This is a genomic window from Mesorhizobium carmichaelinearum (assembly GCF_900199455.1).
In the GTDB taxonomy this organism is placed as follows: Bacteria; Pseudomonadota; Alphaproteobacteria; order Rhizobiales; family Rhizobiaceae; genus Mesorhizobium; species Mesorhizobium carmichaelinearum.
Window position 1 is genome coordinate 664,729 of the sequence record NZ_FZQR01000001.1, and the last position, 25,036, is coordinate 689,764.

The following is a 25,036-nucleotide window of genomic DNA, read 5'->3' on the forward strand; positions in this document are numbered from 1 at the left end:
CGGCCCGAAATCGAATTCGGTTTCGAAAAGCACGATGCGCAATTTCACAATAAACTCCAGGCGGCGGTCATTAGACCACCGCCTGGCATGGACAAGTCACGCGAACTCAGAGTGTCCGGGTCACCATCTCGACGCGGAAGCACTCGATGATGTCGCCGACGCGCATGTCCTCGTAGTTCTGGAAGGCCATGCCGCACTCCTGGCCGCCGGGGACTTCCGAAACCTCGTCCTTGAAGCGCTTCAGCGTCTTCAGCGTGCCTTCGTGGATGACGACGTTGTCGCGGATCAGGCGCACGCCCGCACCACGCTCGACCTTGCCTTCGGTGACACGGCAGCCGGCGATCTTGCCGACCTTGGTGATGTCGAAGATCTCGAGGATCTCGGCATTGCCGATGAAGGTCTCGCGACGCTCCGGCGACAGCAAGCCCGACAAAGCCGCCTTCACATCATCCACGAGGTTGTAGATGATCGAGTAATAGCGGATCTCGATGCCCGCGGCCGCAGCCGCGGCACGTGCCTGCACGTTGGCACGGACGTTGAAGCCGATGATCGCCGCACCAGACGTTTCCGCCAGCGAGACGTCGCTTTCGGTGATGGCGCCGGCGCCGGCGTGAACGATGCGCGCACGCACCTCGTCGGTGCCGAGCTTGTCGAGCGCGGCGTTGATCGCCTCGATCGAACCCTGCACGTCGCCTTTGATGACCAGCGGGAACTCTTTCAGCCCGCTCGTCTGCAACTGCGACATCATCTGTTCGAGCGAGCCGCGCTGGCCGGCATGCTTGGCCACCGCCTTCTCGCGCGCCAGACGCTGGCGATATTCGGTGATCTCGCGGGCGCGGGCCTCGTTGTTGACCACGGCGAAGCGGTCGCCGGCCTGCGGCGTTCCCTGAAGGCCGAGCACCTCGACCGGCATTGCCGGCGGCGCTTCCTTGATCTGCTCGCCGCGATCGTTGACCAGAGCGCGCACGCGGCCCCATTCGTTGCCGGCGACGAGGATGTCGCCGGGCATCAAGGTACCGGTCTGCACCAACACGGTGGCAACCGGGCCACGGCCCTTGTCGAGCTGCGCCTCGATGACGACGCCTTCGGCGGTCCGGTCCGGATTGGCCTTCAGGTCGAGGATTTCGGCCTGCAGCAGGATCGCCTCAAGCAGCTTGTCGAGATTGGTGCCCTTGGTCGCCGACACTTCGACGTCCAGCACTTCACCGCCCATCGATTCGACGAAGACCTCATGGCGCAGCAGTTCGGAGCGCACCTTCTGCGGATCGGCATCATGCTTGTCGATCTTGTTGATCGCCACGATGATCGGAACGCCGGCCGCCTTGGCGTGGCTGATCGATTCGATCGTCTGCGGCATGACGCTGTCATCGGCAGCCACCACCAGAATGGCGATGTCGGTGGCCTGGGCGCCGCGGGCGCGCATCGCCGTGAAGGCGGCGTGGCCGGGCGTGTCGATGAAGGTGATTTTCTGACCGTTCTTCTCGACCTGATAGGCACCGATATGCTGGGTGATGCCGCCGGCCTCGCCGGAGACGACATTGGCATTGCGGATCGCATCGAGCAGCGAGGTCTTGCCGTGGTCGACGTGGCCCATGATGGTCACGACTGGCGGACGCGAGACCAGGTCCTCGGCATTGTCGGCGATGTTGAACAGGCCTTCCTCGATGTCGGACTCGGCGACGCGGCGGACCGTGTGGCCGAATTCGGTGGCGACCAGTTCGGCCGTGTCGGCGTCGATGACGTCGCCCGGCTTCAGGATCTGGCCCTGCTTCATGAAGAACTTGACCACATCGACCGCACGTTCGGACATGCGCTGCGCCAGTTCCTGGATGGTGATGGTCTCGGGCAGGATCACTTCGCGCATGACTTTCTCGCGCGGCTCATTATGCATCGCGCGCTTGAACTTCTCCTGGCGGCGACGCATCGACGACAGCGAACGGGCCCGCGCATCCTCGTCGGAAAGCGCGGAATTCAGCGTCAGCTTGCCACGGCGACGGTCTTCTTCGCCCTTGGTCGGCTTGGCCGGACGCGCCACTTCGGGCGTGACCAGGCGGCGCACCGGCGCACCGGCGCCCGTCCGCTTCGGCTTGACCTCTTCTTCTTCGTCGGCCGTTGCCAGCTCCGCGGCTTGCGGTGCGCGGCGGCGTGCCTCTTCCTCGGCGCGACGGCGCGATTCGGCCTCGGTCTGCAGCCGCGCCTCTTCCTCGGCCTGGCGGCGCGCGGATTCTTCGCGCTCACGCTTGCGGCGCTCTTCGTCCTCGGCCCGGCGCTTGGCCTCTTCGGCGGCGCGCTGACGGTCTTCGACCTCGCGGACCTTCGAGCCCTCGAGCGCCCTGCGGCGGGCTTCCATTTCGCTGCGCGACAGTTCGTTCAGCACCATGCCGCTGCGCTCGACCGGAGGCGGCGCGGGAGGCGGAGGAGGCGCCACCTTGGGCGCTTCCTGCACGACAGGTGCCGCGGCAACCGGCGGCTTCGGCGTGAAGACGGGCACAGGGGTAGCGGCCACCGGCTCCGGCTTGTCGCCGGGCAGGGAGAATTTGCGCTTCTTGGTCTCGACCACGACCGACTTGGTACGGCCATGCGAGAAGTTCTGGCGCACGGTGCCCTGTTCCATGCCGGGGCGCTTCAGCGTCAAGGTCTTCTTCGGTGTAACACTCAACGTCTTGTCGTCGCCCGATTTCGTATCGCTCATTCCATATCCTCTGCGGGCTCATCTTCGTCAGCAACGGCCGCAAGCATTGCCAGATCGTCCGGGGTACCGCCCCGATATCGGTCGAGCGCAACCATGCGCTTCTGGACCGCCTTACCCGCGTCTCCCGCGAGGACGGCAGCATGTATCACATTTGTGCCCCCCAATGCCAAGCTCAACTCGGCCTCGGAGAAAAGTTTGTAGGCAAGGATGGAAGGGCCGCCAATATGGACGGTCGCCCGCCGCGCCTGGCTGATCTTGCGCACGCCATCGTCCGACGCTTCGGTCGCGTGGAGCACGAAAAGCGCCAGCCCGCCGCGCACGGCACTCTCAACCTTGGTGGCACCAAGAGAAATTGCGCCTGCCTTGCGAGCGAGACCCAGCATGCCCAGAGCGGATCTGGAGAGCAGCCCGTCGACCATGCCGCCAAGATCCGGCGGCACGACCACCTGTGCCTTGAAGGCGCGGGCAAAAAGGTTCTTGGCCGCCGCCTTGTCGATATGTAGGCGGTCGGCACTCACCCAGCAACCGCGGCCGGGCAGATTTCGCTTGAGATCGGGAACGACGGCCGAATCCGGGCCGACGACGAACCGGATCAGTTCATCCGGTTCGGCCTGCTTGCGGGTAACGATGCAGGTGCGATCGTTCATCTCGTCCAAGGGCGGGTTGTGTGCGATGCGGTTTCACCTCACGCACCAACGGCTTCGTCAGCCGATACTTCTTCGGCCGCAAGCTCGTCCTCGGAAATCCAGCCGGCCTTGAGACGGGCGTTGAGCACCATCTGTTCGGCGTCGGCGCGCGAAACACCGTGATTGGCCAGCACGCCCGGATAGACCTTGGTCTCGCCGTCCTTGCGTTCCTTCCAGCCGGTCAGGTCGTCGGCGGCATAACCGGCGAAATCCTCGATCGTCTTCACGCCGTCCTCGCCCAGCGTCACCATCATGGCGGTGGTGATGCCGGGGATTTCGCGCAACTCGTCCTTGACACCCAGCGCCTTGCGCTTGTCGTCATGCTCGGCCTCGATCTTTTCGAGATACTCGCGGGCACGGGTCTGGATTTCGGAAGCGGTGTCGTCGTCGAAGCCGTCGATCGAGGCGATCTCGCCGGCGTCGACATAGGCGACTTCCTCGACACTGGTGAAGCCTTCGGAGGCCAGCACCTGGCCGACCATCTCGTCGACGTCGAGGGCTTCCATGAACAGCGCCGAACGTTCGACGAATTCCTTCTGGCGGCGCTCGGATTCCTCGGCCTCGGTCAGGATGTCGATGTCCCAGCCGGTGAGCTGCGAGGCGAGACGCACGTTCTGGCCGCGGCGGCCGATGGCCAGCGACAGCTGATCGTCGGGAACCACCACTTCGATGCGCTCGGCGTCTTCGTCGAGCACGACCTTGGCGACTTCCGCCGGCTGCAGCGCATTGACGATGAAGGAGGCGGCCGAGGGCGACCACGGAATGATGTCGATCTTCTCGCCCTGCAATTCGCCGACGACGGCCTGGACGCGGCTGCCGCGCATACCGACGCAGGCGCCGACCGGATCGATCGAGGAATCACGCGAGATGACGGCGATCTTGGCGCGCGAGCCCGGGTCGCGGGCGACCGACTTGATCTCGATGATGCCGTCATAGATTTCCGGCACTTCCATGGTGAAGAGCTTGGCCATGAACTGCGGATGGGTGCGCGACAGGAATATCTGCGGGCCGCGCTGCTCGCGGCGCACGTCGTAGACATAGGCGCGGACGCGGTCGCCATACTTGTAGTTCTCGCGCGGGATCAGCTCGTCGCGGCGGATAATGGCCTCGCCACGGCCGAGATCGACGATGACATTGCCATATTCGACGCGCTTGACGGTGCCGTTGACGATCTCGCCGATGCGGTCCTTGTATTCGTCATACTGACGGTCACGTTCGGCCTCGCGCACCTTCTGCACGATGACCTGCTTGGCCGACTGGGCGGCGATGCGGCCGAAATCCATCGGCGGCAGCTGTTCGGCGATGAAGTCGCCGAGCTGGGCGTCGGGATTGCGCTCGCGGGCCGAGGAAATGGCGATCTGCGTGGCGTAGTCGTCGACTTTTTCGACCACTTCCATCAGCCGCTGCAGCTTCATCTCGCCGGTGTTGGGGTTGATGTCGGCGCGGATGTTGGTTTCCTGGCCATAACGCGAGCGCGCCGCCTTCTGGATCGCATCGGCCATTGCGGCGATGACGATCGACTTGTCGATCGACTTTTCACGTGCGACCGCGTCCGCAATCTGCAGCAGTTCAAGTCTGTTGGCGCTTACAACCATGATTTTTCTCCCGAGCCTGTTTGCCGGACCTTTGCGCCCGGCAGCTCAATCAACTTTCCTGTTCGTGTTCTTCCGTGGCGTCCGCTTCCGCACCCTCGGGCACATCATCGTCCGGCTCGCCGCGACGTTTCTTGGCTTCCTTGCGCGCCCTGTTGTCCTTCGACAACGCATCGCGGATGAGGTCGTCGGTCAGGATCAGCCGGGTTTCGGCAATTGCGTCGTAGGGCACGCGCACCGTCGGCTCCTCACCATAGGCCGCCTTGTCGCGCTCGATCAGCACATCGTTCTCACCGGCTTCGGCGATCTTGCCCTTGAAGCGCTTGCGATCCGCGACGATGACCGATGTTTCCATCTTCACCAGATGACCGGTCCAGGTCACGAAATCCGATTTGCGCACCAACGGCCGGTCGATGCCGGGCGAAGAGACTTCGAGATGATACGCCTTTTCGATCGGATCATCGACATCGAGCGCCGGCGACACCGCGCGGCTGACCTCTTCGCAATCCTCGACGGTCATGGTGCCGTCCTCGCGCTCGGCCATGATCTGCAGCGTCAGCCCGTTCTGGCCGGACAGATGCACGCGCACGAGGCGAAAGCCGATGCCGCGCAGCACCGGTTGGACGATCAGCGCAATGCGCGCATCGATGCCGCTTTCGCGGATGATGCGGTCGTCACCTTCGCTTGCCGTTGCAGTCATCAATTACCTGTCGTTCGTTTCGATCCTATCGGCAGGTAATAAAAAAGAGCGGGACCGGGTGGACCCACTCTTCGTCATACCGACCAAGAATTTGAGGCTGATATAAACGAACATGGCCGGTGTTTCAAGCCCGCCGTGGCGAGCCGGCAAAAGCCCTGACAGCATCAGCATTGCTCCAGGCGCATGGCCCCCATGCGGCAATCCCCCTGTGAGAGCCGGCAGGGCGCTCTTATTTGTTAGCCACGACACGAACAGAAGCGGCGCGCGATGGCGCGCGAAAGGACAAGATCATGAGCAACCGCAGACTATTTTCCGCCCTGGGCGATCTCTTCACCACTTTTGGCAGCGCCGTCGCCGCGTCCCGCGCCGTGGAAGCCGGCCGCAAGCCGCGCGCCGACGATTTGCACAAGCTCGGCATGGACCCGGCCATCTTCAACAGAATCGGCCGTTTCTGAAAATTTCGCGAGGGTCGCCGTGAGGCCGCCTATTTCCTGACAAAGGTCAGATAGGCAGGCCGCCGGCCCTCGCGGATGGCCTTCGCCTCGTAACGCGTGCCCGGCCAGCCGTCGTAGGGACGGTGCCAGTCCGCCGCTTCCGCGGCCTGCCACGCAAAGGCGCGATGCGCCCGGCAATGCAGCAAGGTCCAGTTCACATACGTGTCGATATCGGACGCGAAGCGGAATTTTGAACCCGGTTTCAGGACGCGCGCGAAACGCTCGAGATTGACCGGTCTGACGAAACGCCGCTTCCAGTGCTTCTTCTTCGGCCAGGGATCGGGATAGAGAAGATCGAGACCATCGAGCGAGGCCGGCGGCAGCCAGTCGAGCAGTCGGGTGGCGTCGTCGTCATGAACCCTGAGATTGGCCAGCGGCCTTGCCTGCACCGCCATCATCATCTTGGCCATGCCGTTGACGAAGGGCTCGACGCCGATGAAGCCGGTCGCCGGCGACTCGATGGCGCGGTGCAAAAGATGCTCGCCGCCGCCAAAGCCGATCTCGAGCCGGACAGTCGAAACTTCAGTCTCAAACAGCGTGCGCAAATCCGACGGCGCTTCAGCCGTCAGATCGAGCCCGTAGGCGCCAAGCCCGCTTTCCAGGGCCGCTGCCTGCTGCGGGCGCACCGGCTTGCCGCGCCGACGACCGAAGAAGGCTTCGGTCGCACGGCTTGGCCTGTCTTGCGGGCTCATCTGGTAACGCAAGGTCTGTCGCGGCTCAGGCCGCGACAGCATCCTTGAGCGCCTTGGCGAGATCGGTCTTTTCCCAGGAGAAAGACCCGTCACGGCCGGCCTTGCGGCCGAAATGACCGTAGGACGACGTCTTGGCATAGATCGGCTTGTTGAGGTCGAGATGACGGCGGATGCCCGACGGCGACAGGTCCATCACCGTGCGCAGCGCGTCCTCGAGCTTTGCCTCGTCGACCTTGCCGGTGCCGTGCAGGTCGACATAGACCGACAGAGGCTGGGCAACGCCGATGGCGTAGGAAAGCTGGATGGTGCAGCGATCGGCAAGCTTCGCCGCCACGACATTCTTGGCCAGATAGCGCGCCGCATAGGCGGCCGAACGATCGACCTTGGTGGTGTCCTTGCCGGAGAAGGCGCCGCCGCCATGCGGTGCCGCGCCACCATAGGTGTCGACGATGATCTTGCGGCCGGTGAGGCCCGCGTCACCATCCGGACCGCCGATGACGAACTTGCCGGTCGGGTTGATGTACCACATGCAATCGTCGGCAATCTTGAGATCACCAAGCGCCTCGCGGATGTAGGGTTCCACGACCTTGCGGACCTTCTTGGAGTCCCAGGTCGCGTCGAGATGCTGGGTCGACAGCACGATCTGCGTTGCCTCGGCGGCCTTGCCGTCGATGTAGCGCACGGTGACCTGGCTCTTGGCGTCCGGGCCGAGCTTGCCGGCCTCGCCGTTGTTTTCGTGACGGGCGGCAGCCAGAAGTTCGAGGATCTTGTGGCTGTAGTAGATCGGCGCCGGCATCAGATCCGGCGTTTCGCGGCAGGCGTAGCCGAACATGATGCCCTGGTCGCCGGCCCCTTCCTCGCCCTGTCGGTCGGCGGCGTTGTCGACGCCCTGGCCGATGTCTGGCGACTGGCCGTGCAGGAGAACCTCGATCTTGGCCGTCTTCCAGTGGAAGCCGGCCTGTTCGTAGCCGATCTCGCGGATCGCCTTGCGGGCGACGGATTTGAACTTTGCCGGGTTCACGACAGGGTGGCCCGCTGCATCCTTGAGAATATTGCCGGCCTTGTCCTTTTTCAGCAGCGTCTCGGGGACGCGCACTTCGCCGGCGATGACGACGCGGTTGGTGGTCGCGAGCGTCTCGCAGGCGACACGGACTTTCCATGGGTCCATGCCGGTCTTCTTGGCTTCACGGTAGACCAGATCGACAATCTCGTCGGAGATCCGGTCACAGACTTTGTCGGGATGGCCCTCGGCAACGGATTCCGAGGTAAAGAAGTAGTTCTGCCGCGTCACGGGTGTCCCCTCTTGAAAAACGATCGGCAGGCTGCCGATTTTGGCGCGCCACGTGTTAGCGGGGCAAAGCGCCGCTCGTCAAGCGTTGCCGCCATTCTGGCACGACTGTCGATGTCGATATCTTGTGCCACCGGCGGCGAATGCCGCCGGTTCGAGGCGCATCGAGGGGTCAGTCGAGGTCGTCGGCGGCGAGCGACTTCACCAGGTCGATGATCCTGCGGCGCACCTTGACGTCAGCGATCTTGACGAAGGCCCGGTTGAGCTGAAGGCCTTCGGGACTGCCGCAGAATTCGACGGCGAAAGCCATCGACGCATCTTCGGAAAAACCACGGCCGGCCACCGCTTCCTGACCCGGCGCATCCTCGAAGAAGAAGGCGACAGGCACGCCGAGTATGGAGGCAATCGCCTGCAGCCGGCTGGCGCCGACTCGGTTGGTACCCTTTTCATATTTCTGGATTTGTTGAAATGTGATGCCGAGATTCTCGCCCAGCTTTTCCTGGCTCATTCCGAGCATGTTGCGGCGAAGCCGGACGCGGCTTCCAACGTGGATGTCGATGGGATTCGGTTTCTTCTTGTTTTCTTCTGTCATTTTTTCCTCGCCGAATTTTTTCGGCTTTGTGATTTTTTTCCCGCCCAAAAAAAGCCGGGGGCGACTGCCCCAACAGAACGTTCCACCGGCTTCGAGAAATTTCAGGCGATACAGTATGAGTTTCTAATGTGTCGACTGTCAATTCACCCGTAGCCTTTGCCTTACGTTCAACAGCGCCCCCACAAGCGCAAACAGCAACATGATCAGCATTCCGTTAATGCGCCGCTGGCCCGAGGAAACGACCGTCTGTCCGGAAATCGGCACCTTCACATCGATGGCTCCACGCGCGTCGATCGCCAGCGCATCGACGATGCGTCCGTGTGGATCGACGACAGCCGAGATGCCGTTGTTGGCAGCACGCAGCAAGGGCAATCCGTTCTCCACCGCGCGAATCTGGGCCTGCCTGAAATGCTGGTACGGTCCCGGTGTGTCCCCGAACCAGGCATCATTGGTAACGTTCACAATAAGCTGCGCTGACGTAGCGTCAACTGCCACGAGATCGGGAAAGATCACCTCGTAACAGATAAATGGCAGGGCACGGATGCCGCCCGGCAGCGTGATCGCGTGGCGCTCGTTGCCGGCGGCGAACGTCACCGGCCCGGCGACAAGCTGTGCGATGCCGAAACGGTTGAACAGGTCGGCGAAAGGCAGATATTCGCCGAACGGCACCAGATGGACCTTGTCGACGGCGTCGGCGATTTCACCCTTGTCGTTGATCGCCACCACGGAATTGTAATAGCGGCTGTCGGTGCTGGCCGCCGAGCCGCCTTCCTCGCGAACGACGCCGGCGATCAGCATCTGGCCATCGGCCAGCATGTCGCCCAGCGCCGTCAACGCGTCCGGGCGCTCGGTGAAAAGGAACGGCACCGAGGTTTCCGGCCAGAGAATGAGTTGTGGCTTGCCGTGACCGGGGTCCGGCGCCTTGGCGGACAGGCCGAGCAAGGTGGCGAAGATGCGGTCGCGCACCGAGGCGTCCCATTTTTCGCTGAGGTCGACGGCCGGCTGGACGATGCGGACATCCAGGCTGCGCTCCGCCGGCTTTTCAGGCGCGGCAAGCCTGACATAGCCGAAACCGACATGGGCAGATGCAAGCACGACGAACAGTGCCGCGCCCAGGCGAAGATGCCGGCGCGCCGCCAGCAGCGCCGGCATCGAAAAAACGAACACCGCAAGCGCGTTCATGCCGATCATGCCGGTCACCGAGACGCTCTGCATCAGAAGAGGCACCGGCATTGCCGCGTAGCCGATGGCATTCCAGGGAAAACCGGTGAACAGGAAGCCGCGCAGCCACTCGGTCAGCCCGAAGCCGAAGGCAAGGGCGGCGATGCGGCCGATATCGCTGCTCCACAGGAGCCGGGCGACCATCGTTGCGAAGCCATAGAAAAAGGCGAGCGCGAAGGGAATGCCGACCACGGCGAAGGGAAGCGCCCAGGCAAAGTCATCGGCCTCGACCAGCAACGCCGAGCCGATCCACCAGAGACCGGCGAGAAAATAGCCGAAACCGAACCACCAGCCGACGGCGAAGGCCGGCCGCAAGCGCCGGAACAGGCTGCCGGAGGCTTCGCCGGTCGCGCCATCGAGCAGCCAGACCAGCAGCGGAAACGAGATGAAGCAGGCAGCGAAGAAATCGTAGGGTGCCTGGCCAAGCACCGCCAGCGCCCCGGCCAGAAAGGCCACGAGCGCCCGCCGCCAACCCCAAAGCAGAATTATCCGGCCGGCCAGGCGCTCCATGCAAACTTCCGAGTCGCGCGAATCAAGACGCAAGATTTATCAGGCCGCGGCCCGCGCTCCAAACGCCGGGCTGTTAGCGGCGATGACCCGTTGCGCGCTACCGGTGCCAGCCGTCAATGCGCAGACCGCTCAACCGCTCGGCCTCTTCGCGGGACACGCAACGGATGGGCTGGGTGAAGGTCCAGACATGGCCCTCGGGATCGCGCGCACGGTACTGGCGTTCGCCGTAGAACTGGTCCGTCGGCTCCTGGATTATGTCAGCGCCGGCCGCCCGCGCCTGCTCGCAATGCGCGTCCAGGCCGTCCTTCAGCCTGACATAGACGGACTGCGTGTTCTTGCCCGAGACCGAAGCCGGGCTCGCGACATAATCGCTCCATTCGGAATCGACGATGATATAGCAATCGCCGAAGCGCATCTCGGCGTGGACGAGGTTTCCGTCGGCGTCGCTGACCACCATGCTGCGCTCGAAGCCGAAGGCACTTTCCAGCCACGCCAGTGCTGCGCGAGGATTTTTGTAGAAGACCCCGGACCCCAGACTTGAATGCTTGAATGGGTCGTCCACCGTCATCGGCAGCGGAACGCTCAGGCCTGCTCGGTGCGTGCCGTTGCGCGGCGGCGGCGCTCGCCCTTCTGGCTCTGCACGATGCGCACGCGCTTGACGCGGCGCGGATCGGCATCGAGGACATGGAACTCGAAGCCTGGAATGGCCTGCACCACCTCGCCTCGCGCCGGCACGCGGCCAAGCGTGTTGAAGATCATGCCGCCGATCGTGTCGACATATTCGCCATGTTCGCCGGCGGCGAAATCCTCGCCGATCATCTTGGCGACCTCGTCGATCTCGGCCTTGCCGTCGACGATGAAGACGCCGTCACCGGCCTGAGTGATCATCGGCTCGTCGTCGTCATGTTCGTCCTCGATATCGCCGACGACCATCTCGACAATGTCCTCGAGCGAGACAAGCCCGTCCGTGCCGCCATATTCATCGATGACCAGCGCCATCTGCGTGCGCGTCGTCTGCATGCGGCCCATCAGGTCGGAAGCAAGCATCGAGGGCGGCACGAACAGCACCTGGCGGATCAGATTGAGCTCGCCGATGGTGCGTGCAAGGTCGACCTGTGCGAGATCGAGTTGCGTGGCGGCAGGGGTTTTCCTGGTCGTGCGGCCCTTCTTGACGCGCGCAAGCTTGGTGATGTGGGCCAGCACGTCACGGATATGGACCATGCCGCGCGGGTCGTCGAGCGTCTCGGAATAGACCGGCATGCGGGAATGGCCGGACTGTTCGAAGGTACCCAGGAGGTCGCCGAGCGTCGTGGTGATCTCGACCGCCTCGATATCGGCGCGCGGCACCATGACGTCCTCGACGCGCACCTCGCGCAGCCGCAGGATGTTGTTGAGCATGGCGCGCTCGCCAGGCGAGAAGGCGCCGGCATCGCTGGCGGTCTCGGCCAGCGCGCCGGCGATTTCCTCGCGCAGGCTGGTGCCGTTGCGTTGCCTAAAGAGGCCCAAAACACGGTCGAACAGGGAGGGTCCGGCAGGCGAAGGCTCACTGGCAACGCTGCCGGTACCAGTACTCGGACTTGATCCCTCTTCCGACGTATCGGAAGCCTTGGGCGCACTGCCGGCGTCGGGGCGGGCGGCAGTCTCTGGTTTGTCGTTCATCGTCGTCCGGTCAATTGTCAGATGTAGTTACGCGTAGGGATCGGGAATGGCAAGCCTTGCGAGCGCTGCGCGTTCGATGGCCTCCATCTCCTCGGCCTCGGTATCGGTCTCGTGATCGTAGCCCAGCAAATGCAGCAGGCCGTGGATGACGAGATGGGTGATATGGTTCTCGACGGGCTTGTCTTCCAGTGCCGCTTCGCGTGAAACCGTCTCGGCGGCGAGCACGATATCGCCCAGCATCGGCGGCAGCGGGCCGCCTTCTACAAACGGAAAAGCCGGGAAAGACAAGACGTTGGTGGGTTTGTCCTTGCCGCGCCAGCCGGCGTTGAGGGTCCGGATATGGGCGTCGTCGGAAAAAACGACGCTGAGTTCGGAACGGCCCGTCACGCCGGTCTCGGCGAAAGCAGCGCCAACCGCGCGATTGACCAGCCGCGTCAGGCTGGCCTCATCGGGCCAATCGCCCGCTTCGACCGATATATCGATGTCGACGGGAGGATCCCCGTCGCCGGATATTTTGTGCTCAGGCATGCAGCCGCATCGCCGAGATCAATTTTCGGCACCCAGGCCGCGCGCCAGCTTGGCGTCGCGGTCATAGGCCCTGACGATTTCCGCCACCAGCGGATGGCGAACGACGTCGATATCGTTGAAGCGCACGGTGACCGCGCCGGCGACGCCGTCGAGGACACGCAAGGCTTCGACCAGGCCCGATTTGGTACTCGGAGGGAGGTCGATCTGCGTCGGATCGCCGGTGACGATCATGCGCGAGTTCTCGCCGAGACGGGTCAGGAACATCTTCATCTGCATCGGCGTGGTGTTCTGCGCCTCGTCGAGGATGACGGCGGCATGCGCCAGCGTGCGGCCGCGCATGAAGGCGAGCGGGGCGATTTCAATGACTTCGGCGGCAATGGCGCGTTCGACCTTGTCGGCCGGCATCATGTCGTAGAGCGCATCGTAAAGCGGCCGCAGATAGGGATCGACCTTCTCCTTCATGTCGCCAGGCAGGAAGCCCAGCCGCTCGCCGGCCTCGACGGCCGGCCGCGACAGGATGATGCGCTCGACCATGCCGCGCTCCAGCAGCATCGCCGCGTGCGCCACTGCCAGATAGGTCTTGCCGGTGCCGGCCGGACCGATGCCGAACACCAGCTCCGACCGCTCCAGCGCCCGCATATAGGCATCCTGGTTCAGCGAACGGGCATAGATCGTCTTCTTGCGGGTGGCGATCTGGGCGGCCGAGACCTTGCCCTTGCGCTCCAGCGTCGGCAGCGTCAGCTGATCGTCGGCGGCGACCGCCATGCGCACGGCACCATCGACATCGGACTGGCCGATATCGACGCCCTTCTGCAGAATCCCGTAGAGATTGTCCAAGGCGCGGCGCGCCTGTTCGGCGGCAGAAGCCGACCCCTTGATGGTCAGCTGGTTGCCGCGCGAGCGGATGTCGACGCCAAGCTTCTGCTCGAGCCGGGCGAGGTTCTCGTCGAACTGACCGTAAAGGGCGCTGGCAAGCTTGTTGTTGTCGAAAGTCAGAACGATGTGCGCCATGTCAGAAGCCCCAGATGCCGGTACCGGGGGCAGGTTCTTCAGCTCTGCTGCGCTCAACCGTCTCTCCTCATCTGCCGAGACCATCAGGCCAATTCGGCGAACAGGCTATTGTAGCCCGTCTTCGTGATTCGCACCTGGATAATGTCACCGATTTCGCCGGCCTTTTCATCAACAATAACCGGCTGCAGCCAAGGTGAGCGGCCGACCTTCTGGCCAGCCTGCCGGCCGGGCTTCTCGATCAGCGTGTCGATGGTGCTGCCGACCAGGCTCGAGCCGAAGTCCTGCTGCTGTTTCAACAGCAGTGCCTGCAGGCGCTGCAGCCGCTCGTCCTTGACCGTTTCCGGCACGTGATCGGCCATCTCGGCGCCCGGCGTGCCTGGGCGCGGCGAATATTTGAACGAAAAGGCCGAGGCATAGTTCACCTGGCGCACCAGTTCCATGGTCGCCTCGAAATCGGCCTCCGTCTCGCCGGGGAAGCCGACGATGAAATCGCCGGACAAAGCAATATCGGGCCGGGCGGTGCGAATGCGGTCGAGCAGCGCCAGATAATCCCGGGCCGTATGCCTGCGGTTCATCGCCTTGAGGATACGGTCGGACCCCGATTGCACCGGCAGATGCAGATAAGGCATCAGCGACGGCAGGTCGCGGTGGGCAGCGATCAGTTCGTCGTCCATGTCGCGCGGATGGCTGGTGGTGTAGCGCAGCCGCGTCAGTCCGGGGATTTCGGCCAACCGGAACAGCAGGCGGCCAAGGCCCCACTCCTCGGTCTTGCCCCCTTTGGTCTCGCCCTGGCCGTGCCAGGCATTGACGTTCTGGCCAAGCAGCGTCACCTCGCGCACGCCGGCTTCAGCCAGGCGCTCGGCTTCAGCGACGATCTGCGCCACTGGCCGCGACACTTCCGAACCCCTGGTATAGGGCACGACGCAGAAGGTGCAGAACTTATCGCAGCCTTCCTGCACGGTGAGGAAGGCGGTGACGCCGCGCTTGATCACCTCGGCGCGCTTCGGCTGCGGCAAATGGTCGAATTTGTCCTCGATGGCGTAGTCGGTCTCGACGATCTTCTCGCCACGGCGCACCCTCGCCAGCACGTCGGGCAGACGGTGATAGGTCTGCGGCCCGATGACCAGGTCGACGGCGGGTGAGCGCCTGATGATCTCGGCACCCTCGGCCTGCGCCACGCAGCCGGCGACACCGATCAGCATTTCGCGGCCGGCACTAGCGCGTTCCGCCTTCATATCGCGGATGCGGCCGAGCTCGGAATAGACCTTTTCCGCAGCCTTCTCCCTGATGTGGCAGGTGTTGAGCAGCACCAGATCGGCCTCGTCGATGGCATCGGTCGCGGTATAGCCGTCGGCGGCCAGCGCATCGCCCATGCGCTGTGAATCATAGACGTTCATCTGGCAGCCATAGGTCTTGATGAAGACCTTTTTCGCTGTCGTGGCGCGCGCAGCCGGCTGCCCGGCCACGGTGCCGATGTCGTCGCTTTCAATCGTGTTCAAGTCCATCCGGCGGCTTCTAACGCCTTTCCGTGACAAAAAACAGACGATTCTCCGCTACGGCGGTCATGTGCTCGGTAGACACTGGCCTGTGCTAGCGGCTCGGACGCGGATCGGCGAGTGCCGCCTGCATCATCTCGCGCACCTGGCTCTCCATCAGCCTTGCCGTTTCCTTGCGGTTCGAGCCCTTGGCAAAGGCGATCGGCTCGCCGAAATGCACCTCGACGTCGAGCGCGCCTTCCGCCATCAGCACCTTGAGATGCGGCATCAAATCCTCGTCGCCGATCCAGGCCGAGATCGGCCGGTGGCGACGGCCGAGCGGCACGCCATGCAGGCGCGTATAGGCGATCGCCACCGGCTGGATGAATACCTGCTCGGCCGCACCCTCCGAAATCGCCATCGAGGCAGCGCCGAACAGCGTGCTTTTGAAGGGCAGGACGGCGTTGCCGTCACCGGTCGAACCTTCGGCGAACAGCACCATGGCGTCGCCCTTGGCCATGCGGCTGGCGATCTCGCTGGCCTGGTCGCCTGAGGAGCGCTTGCGCTCGCGTTCGATGAAGACGGTGCGCTGCAGTTTCGACAGCATGCCGATCAGCGGCCAGCCTTCCATATCGGCCCTGGCGATGAATTTCACATCGGCAAAAGAGCCCAGCACCATGATGTCGGTCCAGGAGATGTGGTTTGCGGCAACCAGCAAGGGCCGCTTGTCGGACAGCGTCCCCTTGACATGGACGTGCATGCCAAGCGCCCTAAGGATCAGCCTGTGCCAGATCTTGAGAATGACGGTTTCCGGCCACCAGCCGGTCTTCATCGACAGGATCTGCAATGGCACCAGGACCAGCGAACCGGCGACGACAAGGCCCAGGGCCAGGAAAATCCTGATTTTTCCGATCATACTGTCCTGCGCCTACCCGATCTCTGGCTAGCGAAGATCGCGGCGCATGACAAGCGCACCGGTCGGACCGCGGTCGGGCGACTTGTAGTAATCCGGGCGCTTGCCGACTTCGCGGAAGCCCAGCCGACGGTAGAGAGCGATCGCGGCGACATTGGTCTCGTCGACCTCGAGGAACAGAGCTTCGGCGCGCTGCGAGTGCAGTTCGCGCAGCACCGCATCCATCAACTGCCAGCCCAGTCCCTGCCGGCGATGCGAGCGCGCCACCGCGACGGTCAGGATCTCGCCCTCGCCGGCGGCCAGCCTCGCCAGCACGAAGCCGACCGGTGGCTTGGCGCCCTGTCCGGTTTCGCGTGCGGCATAACCGAACACGGTGTCCTGTTCGAGCAAGGCGGCGAACTCGCCATCGGTCCACGGGCGGACAAAGTCCTCGCGGTGCAGCAACGACACCGCCAGGCTGTCGGTGATCCTGAGCGGCTCGAGAGCATAGTCCCGGCGGCGCGGTTGGAGAAAAGGTATGCGCATTAATTTTGTTGCCTTGATAAAATGAACCCGGCTTGCGGCTTGGCGTCGGCACCGCGCAAATAGAGTGGTTTCGGCCTTTCGCCCTCGCCCTTTGCCGCTGCCAGGCGGGCATAGGTGAGAATGTCGGCGGTAGCTGCCGGCGGCCCGATATCGGAAAGCCGGCCCACCGATGCGGCGATCTGTGCCGCCGCAGTGCCGGCCAGCACCGCAGAGTTCTCCATCGCCAAGGCGGTGGCTTCCGGCAGCGTGGTCACTGATGGACCGTAAGTCAAAACTAACGCTTTGTCGTACAGCGCGGCATGGATCTCTTCGCGGCCGGCATCGAGCGCCGCCAGCACGGCCCGGCCGGGAAATGCCGCCGCAGCTTCAGCCGCGAGCGCTTCGAGCGTCGTCACGCCGATCGCCGGAATCTTCAGCGCCAGCGCGAGGCCACGTGCCGTAGAGACTCCGACACGCAGACCGGTGAACGAACCGGGACCGACAGAAACGGCAATGGCGCCAAGGCCGGCATAGTCGGTCGCGCCGGCCTTCAACGCATCGGCGATGACGGCCATCAGGTGCTCGGCATGGCCCTTGCCGAGATCGAGCACCGCGCGGCCAAGCTCGCGCCCGGCCGCCGCGTCGTAGACGCAGGCGGCGCAGAGGCTGGCGGCACAGTCGATGGCAAGCACTTTCATGAACGACCGGTTCCGAAAAACAAACTTCCGTGTGCCCGCCAAGGCGCGCCACCGCAAGCATAATTTGTTAAGCGGCTTCGGTTCCGCCAGCGCGCTGTCAGACCTGTTCGATGCGCAGCATGTGGTTGTCCCAGACATAATCCGGTTCCGACCGCGTCGCGCCGCTGCCCTCGATGATCTCGCCGGCGCCCGTGGTGGCCATGAAGCCCGACCCCTCCGGCGCCAGGCCGCAAACCTCGACCAGAGCGCTGGATGAAACGACCCGGCCGCTGGCCGTATCGATCACAACAAGCGAATTGCCTTCCGGCGATGAGACGGCGACGGTGCCGGCAGCCGAATTGGCGGCGACGGAACCGATATAGTTGCGGAAGCCGGACAATACGTCCTGTGGCATGTCGAGCAGCTGCAACTCCTTGCCGCGCACGGCGCGGCCGACCAGCAGCGGACGATCGGTACCCGGCCCCCTGTACTGGCAGCCGAACCAGACAGCACCGGATGGGTCAGTGTCCATGTGGCGGATCGACAGCTGGTGCAGGGAAGCCGGCAATTCGTGCTTTTCGATGAGGTCGCCGGAGACGCGGTCGATCAGCATATAGGACGGCTTCATGGTGGCGATGTTGAGCTCGGCGCGGCCATAGTCGGGATGCGTCTCAATGCCGCCATTGGCAACCGCGATCGTCCTGCCGTCGCCCAGCAGCAGAAGCTCATGCGGACCCATGCCGTAGGTCGGGAATTCGCCGATGCGACTGAATTTCGCCCGCGCGTCGTAGACGCCGACGACACCGGCGGCGTTGTCGAAATCGTTCTCGGTCGCATAGAGCAGGGCGCCATCAGGAGAGAACACGCCATGGCCGAAGAAATGCCGGCCGGTGATGCTGGCGATGGTCTGCGGGGCATCGCGCCCGGTGTGGTCGAACACCACGGCGAAGGTGCCGGGCTGGCGGGCGAAGACCACCGAGCGTTTCGATACGGGATCGAAGGTGACGTCATGGCCGCGATCGGGCAGGTCGATCGCATGCAGCAGCTTGCCAGCCTCGGACAGCACGGCGGCGCCAAAACTGCCGTCACGCTTGACGAAAGCGGTCGCGAAGACGGCGTCGGCCGCGAGCGTCGCCGCCCACGCAGGCGGTGCCATAGCGGCGGCAAAGCCGATGCCGGCGGCTCTGAGGAAATCCCGGCGATCGATGAGCGGCGTGGGCATGCTCAGTCCCCATCCAGTGACGAAAAGCCGGCGGTCAGGCCGAATTCGTCGGTCAGCCTGGTGCCGATCAGGGTCGACAGGCTGGAGGTGATCAGCGCGAAATGCTCGAGTTTTTCGCGCAGCGCCGGGTCGGTGAGCGTCTTGTCGATAGGACCCTGAATCGACTTCGCGGTGGCGACGCCGTTGACCAGCTGGATATGGATCGATTCCGCCATCCAGCGCGCATCGGGCGGCAGCGCATCGCCAAGTTTGGAGGCCTGGAACAGCGCATCGATGCCGGCGAGATTTCCGGCCAGCGCATTGGCGGTGTTTTGCGACCGCCAGTAGATCGCCTGCTTCGGCTTGTCCGCATCCGGCTTGGCCCCAAGGAAGCCTTTCAGGCGGACGTCCCTCACCATCTCCAGCTCGTTGATGAAGACGCCGACCAGTTCGGTCACCGCCTCGTTGCCGTCGCGGTAGAGCGCGTTTTGCGGCCCCGGATTGGCCCAGAGCGCGGCAAAGCCGTCCGGCTTGTTCCAAGCTGTGCTGACGTCACTAGCCATGGTTTCGATATTGCCGGCAACCGCTGCGCCATAGGCGCAGCGATAGGGGTCATCCTTGCCCGTCAGCGCATCGGCGCCATCGCCGAAAAGCACGAATTCCAGCGCGCCGAGCCCCTGCATGGCAATGCTCTTGCCTGCCAGCTGTGCCGGATTGATGGCATTCGGGTCCTCGGCGGACAATACCGCCTGCACCTGTTTCAGGCCGAGGCCCTTGCGATCCGGCCAATAGAGGATGCGCTCCAGCAGGTTGTTCTCCTTGATCGGCCCGAAACCGATGATTTCGGCCGACGACCAGGCATAGACCGTGGCCGAAAACTCCGCCCGCGCCGCGTCGAGTTCCCCTTGCGAGGGCGCTTCGCAGAGCTTGTGCATCGCCTTCGTCAGGGTTTCGGCATGCTGGTGCAGGTCGGCATAGGCCGGGCGGACAAAGCCGTCGATCGCCCGCTGGATGATATCGGAGGCTTTCACCGCCGCCGATGCCGGGAAAACACTGAGCAGAGCCAGCGGAAGAACGAGAACCAGTGCAGAGCGCTTCAGCATCACAGTGACTCCAGAAATTTGACCAGTGCATCGCGCTCGGCCGCGTTGGTGGCGGCAAAGCGGTCGCGCGCCTTCTGCGCCTCGCCACCATGCCATAGGATCGCCTCGGTCAAGCTGCGCGCGCGCCCATCGTGCAGAAAGAAAGTGTTGCCGTTGACGGTCTCGGTGAGGCCAATACCCCACAGCGGCGGGGTGCGCCATTCGCTGCCTGTTGCATCTCCCACCGCCTGGCCGTCGGCCAGGTCGGGTCCCATGTCGTGCAGCAGGAAATCGGAATAGGGCCAGATCAACTGGAAGGCCTGCGCCTTGTTGGGCGCATCGCGGCGGGTGACGAATTTCGGCGTATGGCAGGCAACGCAGCCGATCTCGTAGAAGACCTTCTTGCCGGCGAGCACGTCAGGCGCAGCGAGATCGCGGCGCGCCGGTACCGCCAGGTTCTGCGAATAGAAGGTGACGAGATCCATCACCGGCGGCGGTGCCTCGACCGGACCGAGGCGCGCCTGCACACCATTCGGCATGGCGAGGCATTTTGCTTCGGCGGCGGTGCAATCGCCCCAATGTTTCGGTTCTTCCGGCGTCGAGATGCCGATGTCGCCGGCAAAGGCGTCCGCCGCCTGCTGACGGATCGACGCGGTCTGCGCCTTCCAGCCGAAACGGCCAAGCGTCAGTTCCCCGCTCTGGCCGTCACGCTCGATATTGGGTCGGCCGGAAATGCCGTCGCCGTCCAAATCGTCCGGGTCGGCGTGGGCCAGAATGTCAGCCGGTGCGATCTGCTCGATCAGACCAAGGCCGATCATCGGCGGAGTCAGGCGCGGCGACAGCGTGGTGCGCGGATCGAGCGGCCCATAGGCGAGATCGGTGACGGAGTAGCTGGGTTGGCGCAGGGAAACCACGGTACCGTCCGTCAGCTCCACCTTACGTTCCTGATAGTCGACATGCATGCGGCCTTCGCCGGGCAGGCCGGGCACGGCGAGCTCCTGCAACTGCGTGCCATAGACTGGATCGGGAAAATTGAGCAATTGGTGGCTGGCAATGGCTGCTTTTTCGTCGGCGCTGCTGGCGTCGCGCGCCAGCCGCAGGAACATCGAGGTGGTTCCGACATCGCCTTGTGGCGGACGACCGCGGCCGTCCTTCAGGTGGCAGTTCTGGCAGGCGCGTTCATTGAACAGCGGACCAAGTCCGTCGGACGCCTGCGTCGAGGATGGCGACGACACCCAGTTCTTGCGGAACAGAGCGTTGCCGAGCTTGAAAGTGCCCTCTTCCTCGAAGCTGATGTTGGCCGAGGATTGCGAGAAGGCGTCGCGGTCGACCTCCTTCTCCGAGGTGCCAGCGCCGCCTTGCATCAGCTCGAACGGCTCGGGTTTGGAGAAATCCGTAGTCGGCCTAGTGACGGCGATGACGCGCGCCTGATCTTTTGGATTGAGGTCGCTGCGCGTGGTGGCGAGCCCGGCCGGCTGAAGCCCGCCGGCAATCGCGGACGATGTCAGCGTCAGCACAAGAATGGTGCAGCGCCGACGAGCCGATCCGGCTGGTCTTTTCAGGAGTAACGGCGAGCCGGCGGCCCGCCGCGAGCGGCGCAAGAATTCTAAGAGGCGCCGCATTCCCGCATGCCTTTACTCCGCCTCGTTGGCCGAGTCGGCGTTGAGCTGGCCGTATTTCTCCTCGCCGATCGAGGCGAGCAGGTCGAGCTGCGTCTCGAGGAAGTCGATGTGACCTTCCTCGTCAGCCAGCAGATCCTCGAACAGTTTCATCGTCACGTAATCGCCAATCTCGTGGCAGATCTCGCGCGAACGCTTGTAGGCAGTGCGCGCGTCATATTCGCCGGCAAGGTCGGATTCGAGCACTTCCTTGACGTTCTGCCCGATGCGCAGCGGCGCCACGGACTGCAGGTTCGGATGGCCTTCAAGGAAGATGATGCGGGCGATGAGCTTGTCGGCGTGGTGCATCTCCTCGATCGATTCGGCCCGCTCCTTCTTGGCCAGCTTGGTGTAGCCCCAGTCCTCGAGCAGACGGAAATGCACCCAATATTGATTGACGGCTCCAAGCTCCAGGAAAAGAGCCTCGTTAAGCCGCTCGATGATCTGAATTTCGCCTTTCATGGGTTCTGCTCCCGTATTGGACGCGCAGGCCTCTGACGCGATCCAGATGTGAAACGATATCCACGCCGCTCGCCTCCGAGCGGGCGTGGTAATTTTCGGTGACCCGGATGATCGTTTCGACCACATTTGGGAAGCAGCCGCAACAGCGGCCACGCTTTTGCATCGAGTGGTAGACCTTGGCCGGCACGATAAGTTGCCAGGGATCCTGGTCCAGCAGCCCGATGATCGTCTGCTCGATCTCCTTCTCCGTGATGATGTTGCAATGGCAGATCAGCATACGTTTGCTCAGATGGCTGACGGCGCCTCCCGCGCCGTTTGGCTGGTATTTATCTTGACGGCGCTTACTTGAACACCTTGTCGGGCGCGTCGAGGCTGTCGGAGCCTTCGAAGGCGATGGCGTTGAGTTTCAGCGAGCCGACGGCGCGTTCGATCGACTTGGTCTGGTCGATCAAGGCGTCGATCGCCGCCTGCACCGTGGCGTTGCCTGCCGTGTTGCCCTCGGCGATCTGCTGGTCATAGGCCTCACCGGCTTCCGCCCGTGCCTTAATCGCTTCCATCTTGGCGACAGTGACATCGAGCTTGTCGGACAGTTCCTTGTCGATCGCCGGATCGGCGGTCTTGACCATGTCGTGCACCGAAGGTCCGGAAACGACGGTGCCGTCAAGGCGGGTGTAGTTGGCAAGGTAGGCAGCCCGGATGCCGATCGCGTCATAGAGGTGCGAATTGTAGGTGTTGTCGGAGAAGCAGTCTTGCTCCTCCTCCGGATCATGCAGCAGGAGGCCGAGTTTCATGCGCTCGCCAGCCAGCTCGCCGTAGGACAGCGAGCCCATGCCGGTGAAGATGATCGAGATCGCCGTGTTCGGCTCGCCATCGACCAGGTTCTTGCGCGCCGCGCCGTCTTCCTTCCAGTCGTTGACCATCTTCTGCAGGTCGGAGACCAGCAGGGTGGTGGCGGACTTCAGATATTCGGCACGGCGGTCGCAATTGCCGCCGGTGCAGTTCTTGAGGTCGTAGTCGGTGTAGGGGCGCTCGCCGGCGCCCGGGCCGGTGCCGTGCAGGTCCTGGCCCCAGAGCAGGAATTCGATGGCGTGATAGCCGGTGGCGACATTGGCCTCGATACCGCCGGCTTGCTGCAATGTGCCGGAGAGGAATTCCGGCGAAAGCTTAGACGCGTCGACCTTCTTGCCGTTGATCTCGATTTCCTTGTTGGCGATCACATTGGCCGTATAGAGCGAATTCGTGTCCGATTCCGTGCCGTAGCTCTTGGCGACATAGTCGATCAGGCCCTCGTCCAGCGGCCAGGAATTCACCTCGCCTTCCCAATCGTCGACGACCTTGTTACCGAAGCGGTAGACCTCGGTCTGCTGGTAGGGCACGCGCGCGGCCTTCCAGGCGTCGCGGGCGGCCTTGAGCGTTTCCACCGAAGGCTTGGCCAGCAGCGCGTCGACCGCCTTGTCGAGGGCCTGTGCCGTGGTCAGTGAATCCTCGTATTTGGCGAGCCCGATGTCGGCATAGGTCTTGATAACGGCCTTTGCGTCGGTTTCCGCCTTGGCAGGCAGCACAAACACCGCCGCCGTCAGCAGCGCCGTGGCCCCAATCGCCGCAAGCCTGCCGCCGTATCGTGCTGTCATTATCGCTCTCCAGTTTCTCGGAAATTTTATAAACGGCGCATGCGGCGACCGGCGCCAGGCCAGGTCGACGCCATAAGGCGCAAGACTTGCCGCGCCATCGCGCGGTTCGCGGAAGAAAGACACCAAAATGCCTCCAATCGAACGGGTTCAAGGCCCAGACATCAAAGGGATGCGCCAACGCGCAGGCTTCCATAAAGCTGCGACGCCGATGGAAGTCAATGAAAATCGACGGGAAAAGCCAATCGAAACAACAGTTTAGAATTATTCTAAACTAGAAAGCTCAACTTTATACCCTTGCTGCACCGACCTCGCTGCGGAACTGTACGATTGACAGCCGCCATTCCGGGTGCGACCCGCAAACGCCGTCTTGCGGCGGCCCCAGACAATTGCCACCTGGCGAGACGTCCTAGAATCGAAGCGGGATTGGAATGCGATGAAGAACGGCGTGGTCATTGTCGGTGCGGGTCATGCGGGCGTGCAAGCGGCCGCCAGTCTGCGCGAGGACGGCTATGACGGACCGGTGATCCTCATCGGCGACGAGAACGAGCTGCCCTACCACAAGCCGCCGCTGTCGAAGACGTTCATCAAGGATGCCGAGGCCAAACCGCAACCCTTGCGCGGCGAGGCCTTTTATACCGGCAGCGCCATCGACTACCGGCCGGGCATCCGGATCGACCGTATCGATACCGGCCGCCGCAGCCTGGAGATATCAGGCGGCGGCGCGCTTGCCTTCGACCATCTGATCCTGGCGACCGGGTCGCGCCCGCGCACCCTGCCACTACCTGGCTCGGACCTGTCCGGCGTTTTGTCTCTGCGCTCGCTCGCCGATGCGCGGCTGATCCGCGACCTCAGCGCTCAGAGCGAAGACGTCGTCATCCTCGGCGGCGGCTTTATCGGCCTGGAGATCGCCGCGACATTGCGTGCGGCCGGCCGCACGGTGACAGTCGTGGAAGCGGTCGACCGGCTGCTCGGCCGCGCCGTGGCCCCTGTGGTGGCGAGCCATGTCCGGCAAAGGCTGGAAGCGACCGGCGTGCGCATTCTGACTGGCACCTCGATTTCAAAACTCGAAGGCGAAAACGGCCATGTCGTCGCCGCGATCACCTCGTCAGGTGAAAGGCTGCCGGCGCGCATGGTCATTGTCGGTATCGGCGCCGTGCCGAATGTCGAACTGGCGCAGGCCGCCGGCCTCACCATTGCCAACGGCATCCGTGTCGACCTCCAGATGCGCAGTTCAGTGCCGGAAATCCTCGCCATCGGCGACGCCGCCTCCTACCGCCACTGGTTCACCGGCGGCGATGTGCGGCTGGAATCGGTGCAGAACGCCACCGACCAGGCGCGGCTTGCGGCGCGCACGATTACCGGTCACGCCGATGCCTATTCGGCGGTGCCATGGTTCTGGTCCGACATTGGCGACATGAAATTGCAGATGGTCGGCCTGACCGCCGGCGGCGACAGCCATGTCGTGCTGGGCGACCTGCCCGGCAATAAATTCTCGATCTACCACTATACCGGCGACCGGCTGCTCGGCATCGAATCCGTCAACCGCCCTGGTGATCACATGCTCGGCCGCAAGATGCTCGGCGCCGGCTTCTCGCCGACACCGGAAACCGTGGCCATGGGTCCTGAAGGCTTGAAAGCGGCGCTGGCTGCTTTTCAGCAGGAGGAGCCTGCAAGGGCTGCGGGATAGACACCCTTACCCTCCCCCTTGTGGGGAGGGTCGCTGCGAAGCAGCGGGGTGGGGGTCGGCGCCAAGCCCCCCACCCGGACC

Annotated in this window: 24 protein-coding genes; 2 read left to right on the plus strand and 22 right to left on the minus strand. The window is 63.7% G+C overall.

Annotated features, from left to right (window positions below; translation table 11 throughout):
- Positions 1–106 precede the first annotated feature (106 nt).
- From infB to rimP, 4 genes are read right to left on the minus strand one after another with little or no spacing between them, the layout of a single operon-like run.
- Positions 107–2,692: a translation initiation factor IF-2 gene (infB, locus tag CKW40_RS02795; protein WP_095198381.1), complete on the minus strand. Its 2,586-nt coding sequence runs from the start codon at positions 2,690–2,692 to the stop codon at positions 107–109.
- Positions 2,689–3,339 (minus strand): RNA-binding protein, encoded by a 651-nt coding sequence (locus CKW40_RS02800; protein ID WP_095198382.1) that lies wholly within the window; start codon positions 3,337–3,339, stop codon positions 2,689–2,691. Before CKW40_RS02800 ends, infB begins: the two co-directional genes overlap by 4 nt.
- A gap of 38 nt (positions 3,340–3,377) precedes the next feature.
- Complete coding sequence (gene nusA, locus CKW40_RS02805) at positions 3,378–4,973, minus strand: transcription termination factor NusA (protein WP_095198383.1); 1,596 nt, start codon at positions 4,971–4,973, stop codon at positions 3,378–3,380.
- Between the two features lie 49 nt (positions 4,974–5,022).
- Entirely contained in the window at positions 5,023–5,670 is a 648-nt protein-coding gene (gene rimP / locus CKW40_RS02810) for a ribosome maturation factor RimP (protein ID WP_010913319.1), read from the minus strand.
- A gap of 290 nt (positions 5,671–5,960) precedes the next feature.
- Here rimP and CKW40_RS02815 point away from each other — a divergent pair, with 290 nt between their 5' ends.
- On the plus strand, positions 5,961–6,125 hold the full coding sequence (locus CKW40_RS02815; protein ID WP_095198384.1) for a hypothetical protein: 165 nt from the start codon (positions 5,961–5,963) through the stop codon (positions 6,123–6,125).
- Positions 6,126–6,154: 29 nt separating this feature from the next.
- Here the strand turns inward: CKW40_RS02815 and trmB are convergent, their stop codons facing one another.
- From trmB to CKW40_RS02905, 18 genes are all read right to left on the minus strand, one after another.
- Positions 6,155–6,856, minus strand: coding sequence for a tRNA (guanine(46)-N(7))-methyltransferase TrmB (gene trmB / locus CKW40_RS02820; RefSeq protein WP_095198518.1), 702 nt, complete (start codon positions 6,854–6,856; stop codon positions 6,155–6,157).
- Positions 6,857–6,881: 25 nt separating this feature from the next.
- Positions 6,882–8,147 (minus strand): methionine adenosyltransferase, encoded by a 1,266-nt coding sequence (metK, locus tag CKW40_RS02825; protein ID WP_095198385.1) that lies wholly within the window; start codon positions 8,145–8,147, stop codon positions 6,882–6,884.
- Positions 8,148–8,316: 169 nt separating this feature from the next.
- On the minus strand, positions 8,317–8,736 hold the full coding sequence (locus tag CKW40_RS02830; protein ID WP_027032979.1) for a helix-turn-helix domain-containing protein: 420 nt from the start codon (positions 8,734–8,736) through the stop codon (positions 8,317–8,319).
- Between the two features lie 138 nt (positions 8,737–8,874).
- A complete protein-coding gene (gene lnt, locus CKW40_RS02835; protein WP_095198386.1) occupies positions 8,875–10,467 on the minus strand; it encodes an apolipoprotein N-acyltransferase in 1,593 nt (530 codons plus the stop codon).
- 97 nt (positions 10,468–10,564) lie between these two features.
- Positions 10,565–11,035 carry a VOC family protein gene (locus tag CKW40_RS02840; protein ID WP_095198387.1) on the minus strand — a complete coding sequence of 157 codons (471 nt, stop codon included), beginning with the start codon at positions 11,033–11,035 and terminating at the stop codon, positions 10,565–10,567.
- A 14-nt stretch (positions 11,036–11,049) separates the two neighbouring features.
- Positions 11,050–12,126, minus strand: a complete 1,077-nt coding sequence (locus tag CKW40_RS02845; RefSeq protein ID WP_095198388.1) for a hemolysin family protein — start codon at positions 12,124–12,126, stop codon at positions 11,050–11,052.
- 27 nt (positions 12,127–12,153) lie between these two features.
- Positions 12,154–12,654, minus strand: coding sequence for an rRNA maturation RNase YbeY (gene ybeY / locus CKW40_RS02850; protein ID WP_095198389.1), 501 nt, complete (start codon positions 12,652–12,654; stop codon positions 12,154–12,156).
- A gap of 18 nt (positions 12,655–12,672) precedes the next feature.
- Complete coding sequence (locus CKW40_RS02855) at positions 12,673–13,665, minus strand: PhoH family protein (protein ID WP_023766987.1); 993 nt, start codon at positions 13,663–13,665, stop codon at positions 12,673–12,675.
- Between the two features lie 83 nt (positions 13,666–13,748).
- Positions 13,749–15,170 (minus strand): tRNA (N6-isopentenyl adenosine(37)-C2)-methylthiotransferase MiaB, encoded by a 1,422-nt coding sequence (miaB, locus tag CKW40_RS02860; protein WP_095198390.1) that lies wholly within the window; start codon positions 15,168–15,170, stop codon positions 13,749–13,751.
- Between the two features lie 85 nt (positions 15,171–15,255).
- A complete protein-coding gene (gene olsA, locus CKW40_RS02865; RefSeq protein ID WP_095198391.1) occupies positions 15,256–16,056 on the minus strand; it encodes a lyso-ornithine lipid O-acyltransferase in 801 nt (266 codons plus the stop codon).
- 27 nt (positions 16,057–16,083) lie between these two features.
- Positions 16,084–16,578, minus strand: coding sequence for a ribosomal protein S18-alanine N-acetyltransferase (gene rimI, locus CKW40_RS02870; RefSeq protein ID WP_095198392.1), 495 nt, complete (start codon positions 16,576–16,578; stop codon positions 16,084–16,086).
- Positions 16,578–17,255: a tRNA (adenosine(37)-N6)-threonylcarbamoyltransferase complex dimerization subunit type 1 TsaB gene (tsaB, locus tag CKW40_RS02875; protein ID WP_095198393.1), complete on the minus strand. Its 678-nt coding sequence runs from the start codon at positions 17,253–17,255 to the stop codon at positions 16,578–16,580. The genes rimI and tsaB overlap by 1 nt, the downstream gene beginning before the upstream one ends.
- Before the next feature lie 97 nt (positions 17,256–17,352).
- On the minus strand, positions 17,353–18,456 hold the full coding sequence (locus CKW40_RS02880) for a DUF1513 domain-containing protein (RefSeq protein WP_095198394.1): 1,104 nt from the start codon (positions 18,454–18,456) through the stop codon (positions 17,353–17,355).
- A gap of 2 nt (positions 18,457–18,458) precedes the next feature.
- Complete coding sequence (locus CKW40_RS02885; protein ID WP_095198395.1) at positions 18,459–19,538, minus strand: imelysin family protein; 1,080 nt, start codon at positions 19,536–19,538, stop codon at positions 18,459–18,461.
- Positions 19,538–21,139 carry a di-heme oxidoreductase family protein gene (locus CKW40_RS02890; RefSeq protein ID WP_095198396.1) on the minus strand — a complete coding sequence of 534 codons (1,602 nt, stop codon included), beginning with the start codon at positions 21,137–21,139 and terminating at the stop codon, positions 19,538–19,540. Before CKW40_RS02890 ends, CKW40_RS02885 begins: the two co-directional genes overlap by 1 nt.
- Positions 21,140–21,151: 12 nt before the next feature.
- Complete coding sequence (gene bfr, locus CKW40_RS02895) at positions 21,152–21,637, minus strand: bacterioferritin (protein WP_095198397.1); 486 nt, start codon at positions 21,635–21,637, stop codon at positions 21,152–21,154.
- Positions 21,603–21,914, minus strand: coding sequence for a (2Fe-2S)-binding protein (locus CKW40_RS02900; RefSeq protein ID WP_095198398.1), 312 nt, complete (start codon positions 21,912–21,914; stop codon positions 21,603–21,605). Before CKW40_RS02900 ends, bfr begins: the two co-directional genes overlap by 35 nt.
- A 64-nt stretch (positions 21,915–21,978) precedes the next feature.
- Positions 21,979–23,268 carry an imelysin family protein gene (locus CKW40_RS02905; protein WP_095198399.1) on the minus strand — a complete coding sequence of 430 codons (1,290 nt, stop codon included), beginning with the start codon at positions 23,266–23,268 and terminating at the stop codon, positions 21,979–21,981.
- A gap of 433 nt (positions 23,269–23,701) precedes the next feature.
- Between CKW40_RS02905 and CKW40_RS02910 the strand changes: the two genes are divergently transcribed.
- A complete protein-coding gene (locus tag CKW40_RS02910; RefSeq protein ID WP_095198400.1) occupies positions 23,702–24,955 on the plus strand; it encodes an NAD(P)/FAD-dependent oxidoreductase in 1,254 nt (417 codons plus the stop codon).
- Positions 24,956–25,036 lie beyond the last annotated feature (81 nt).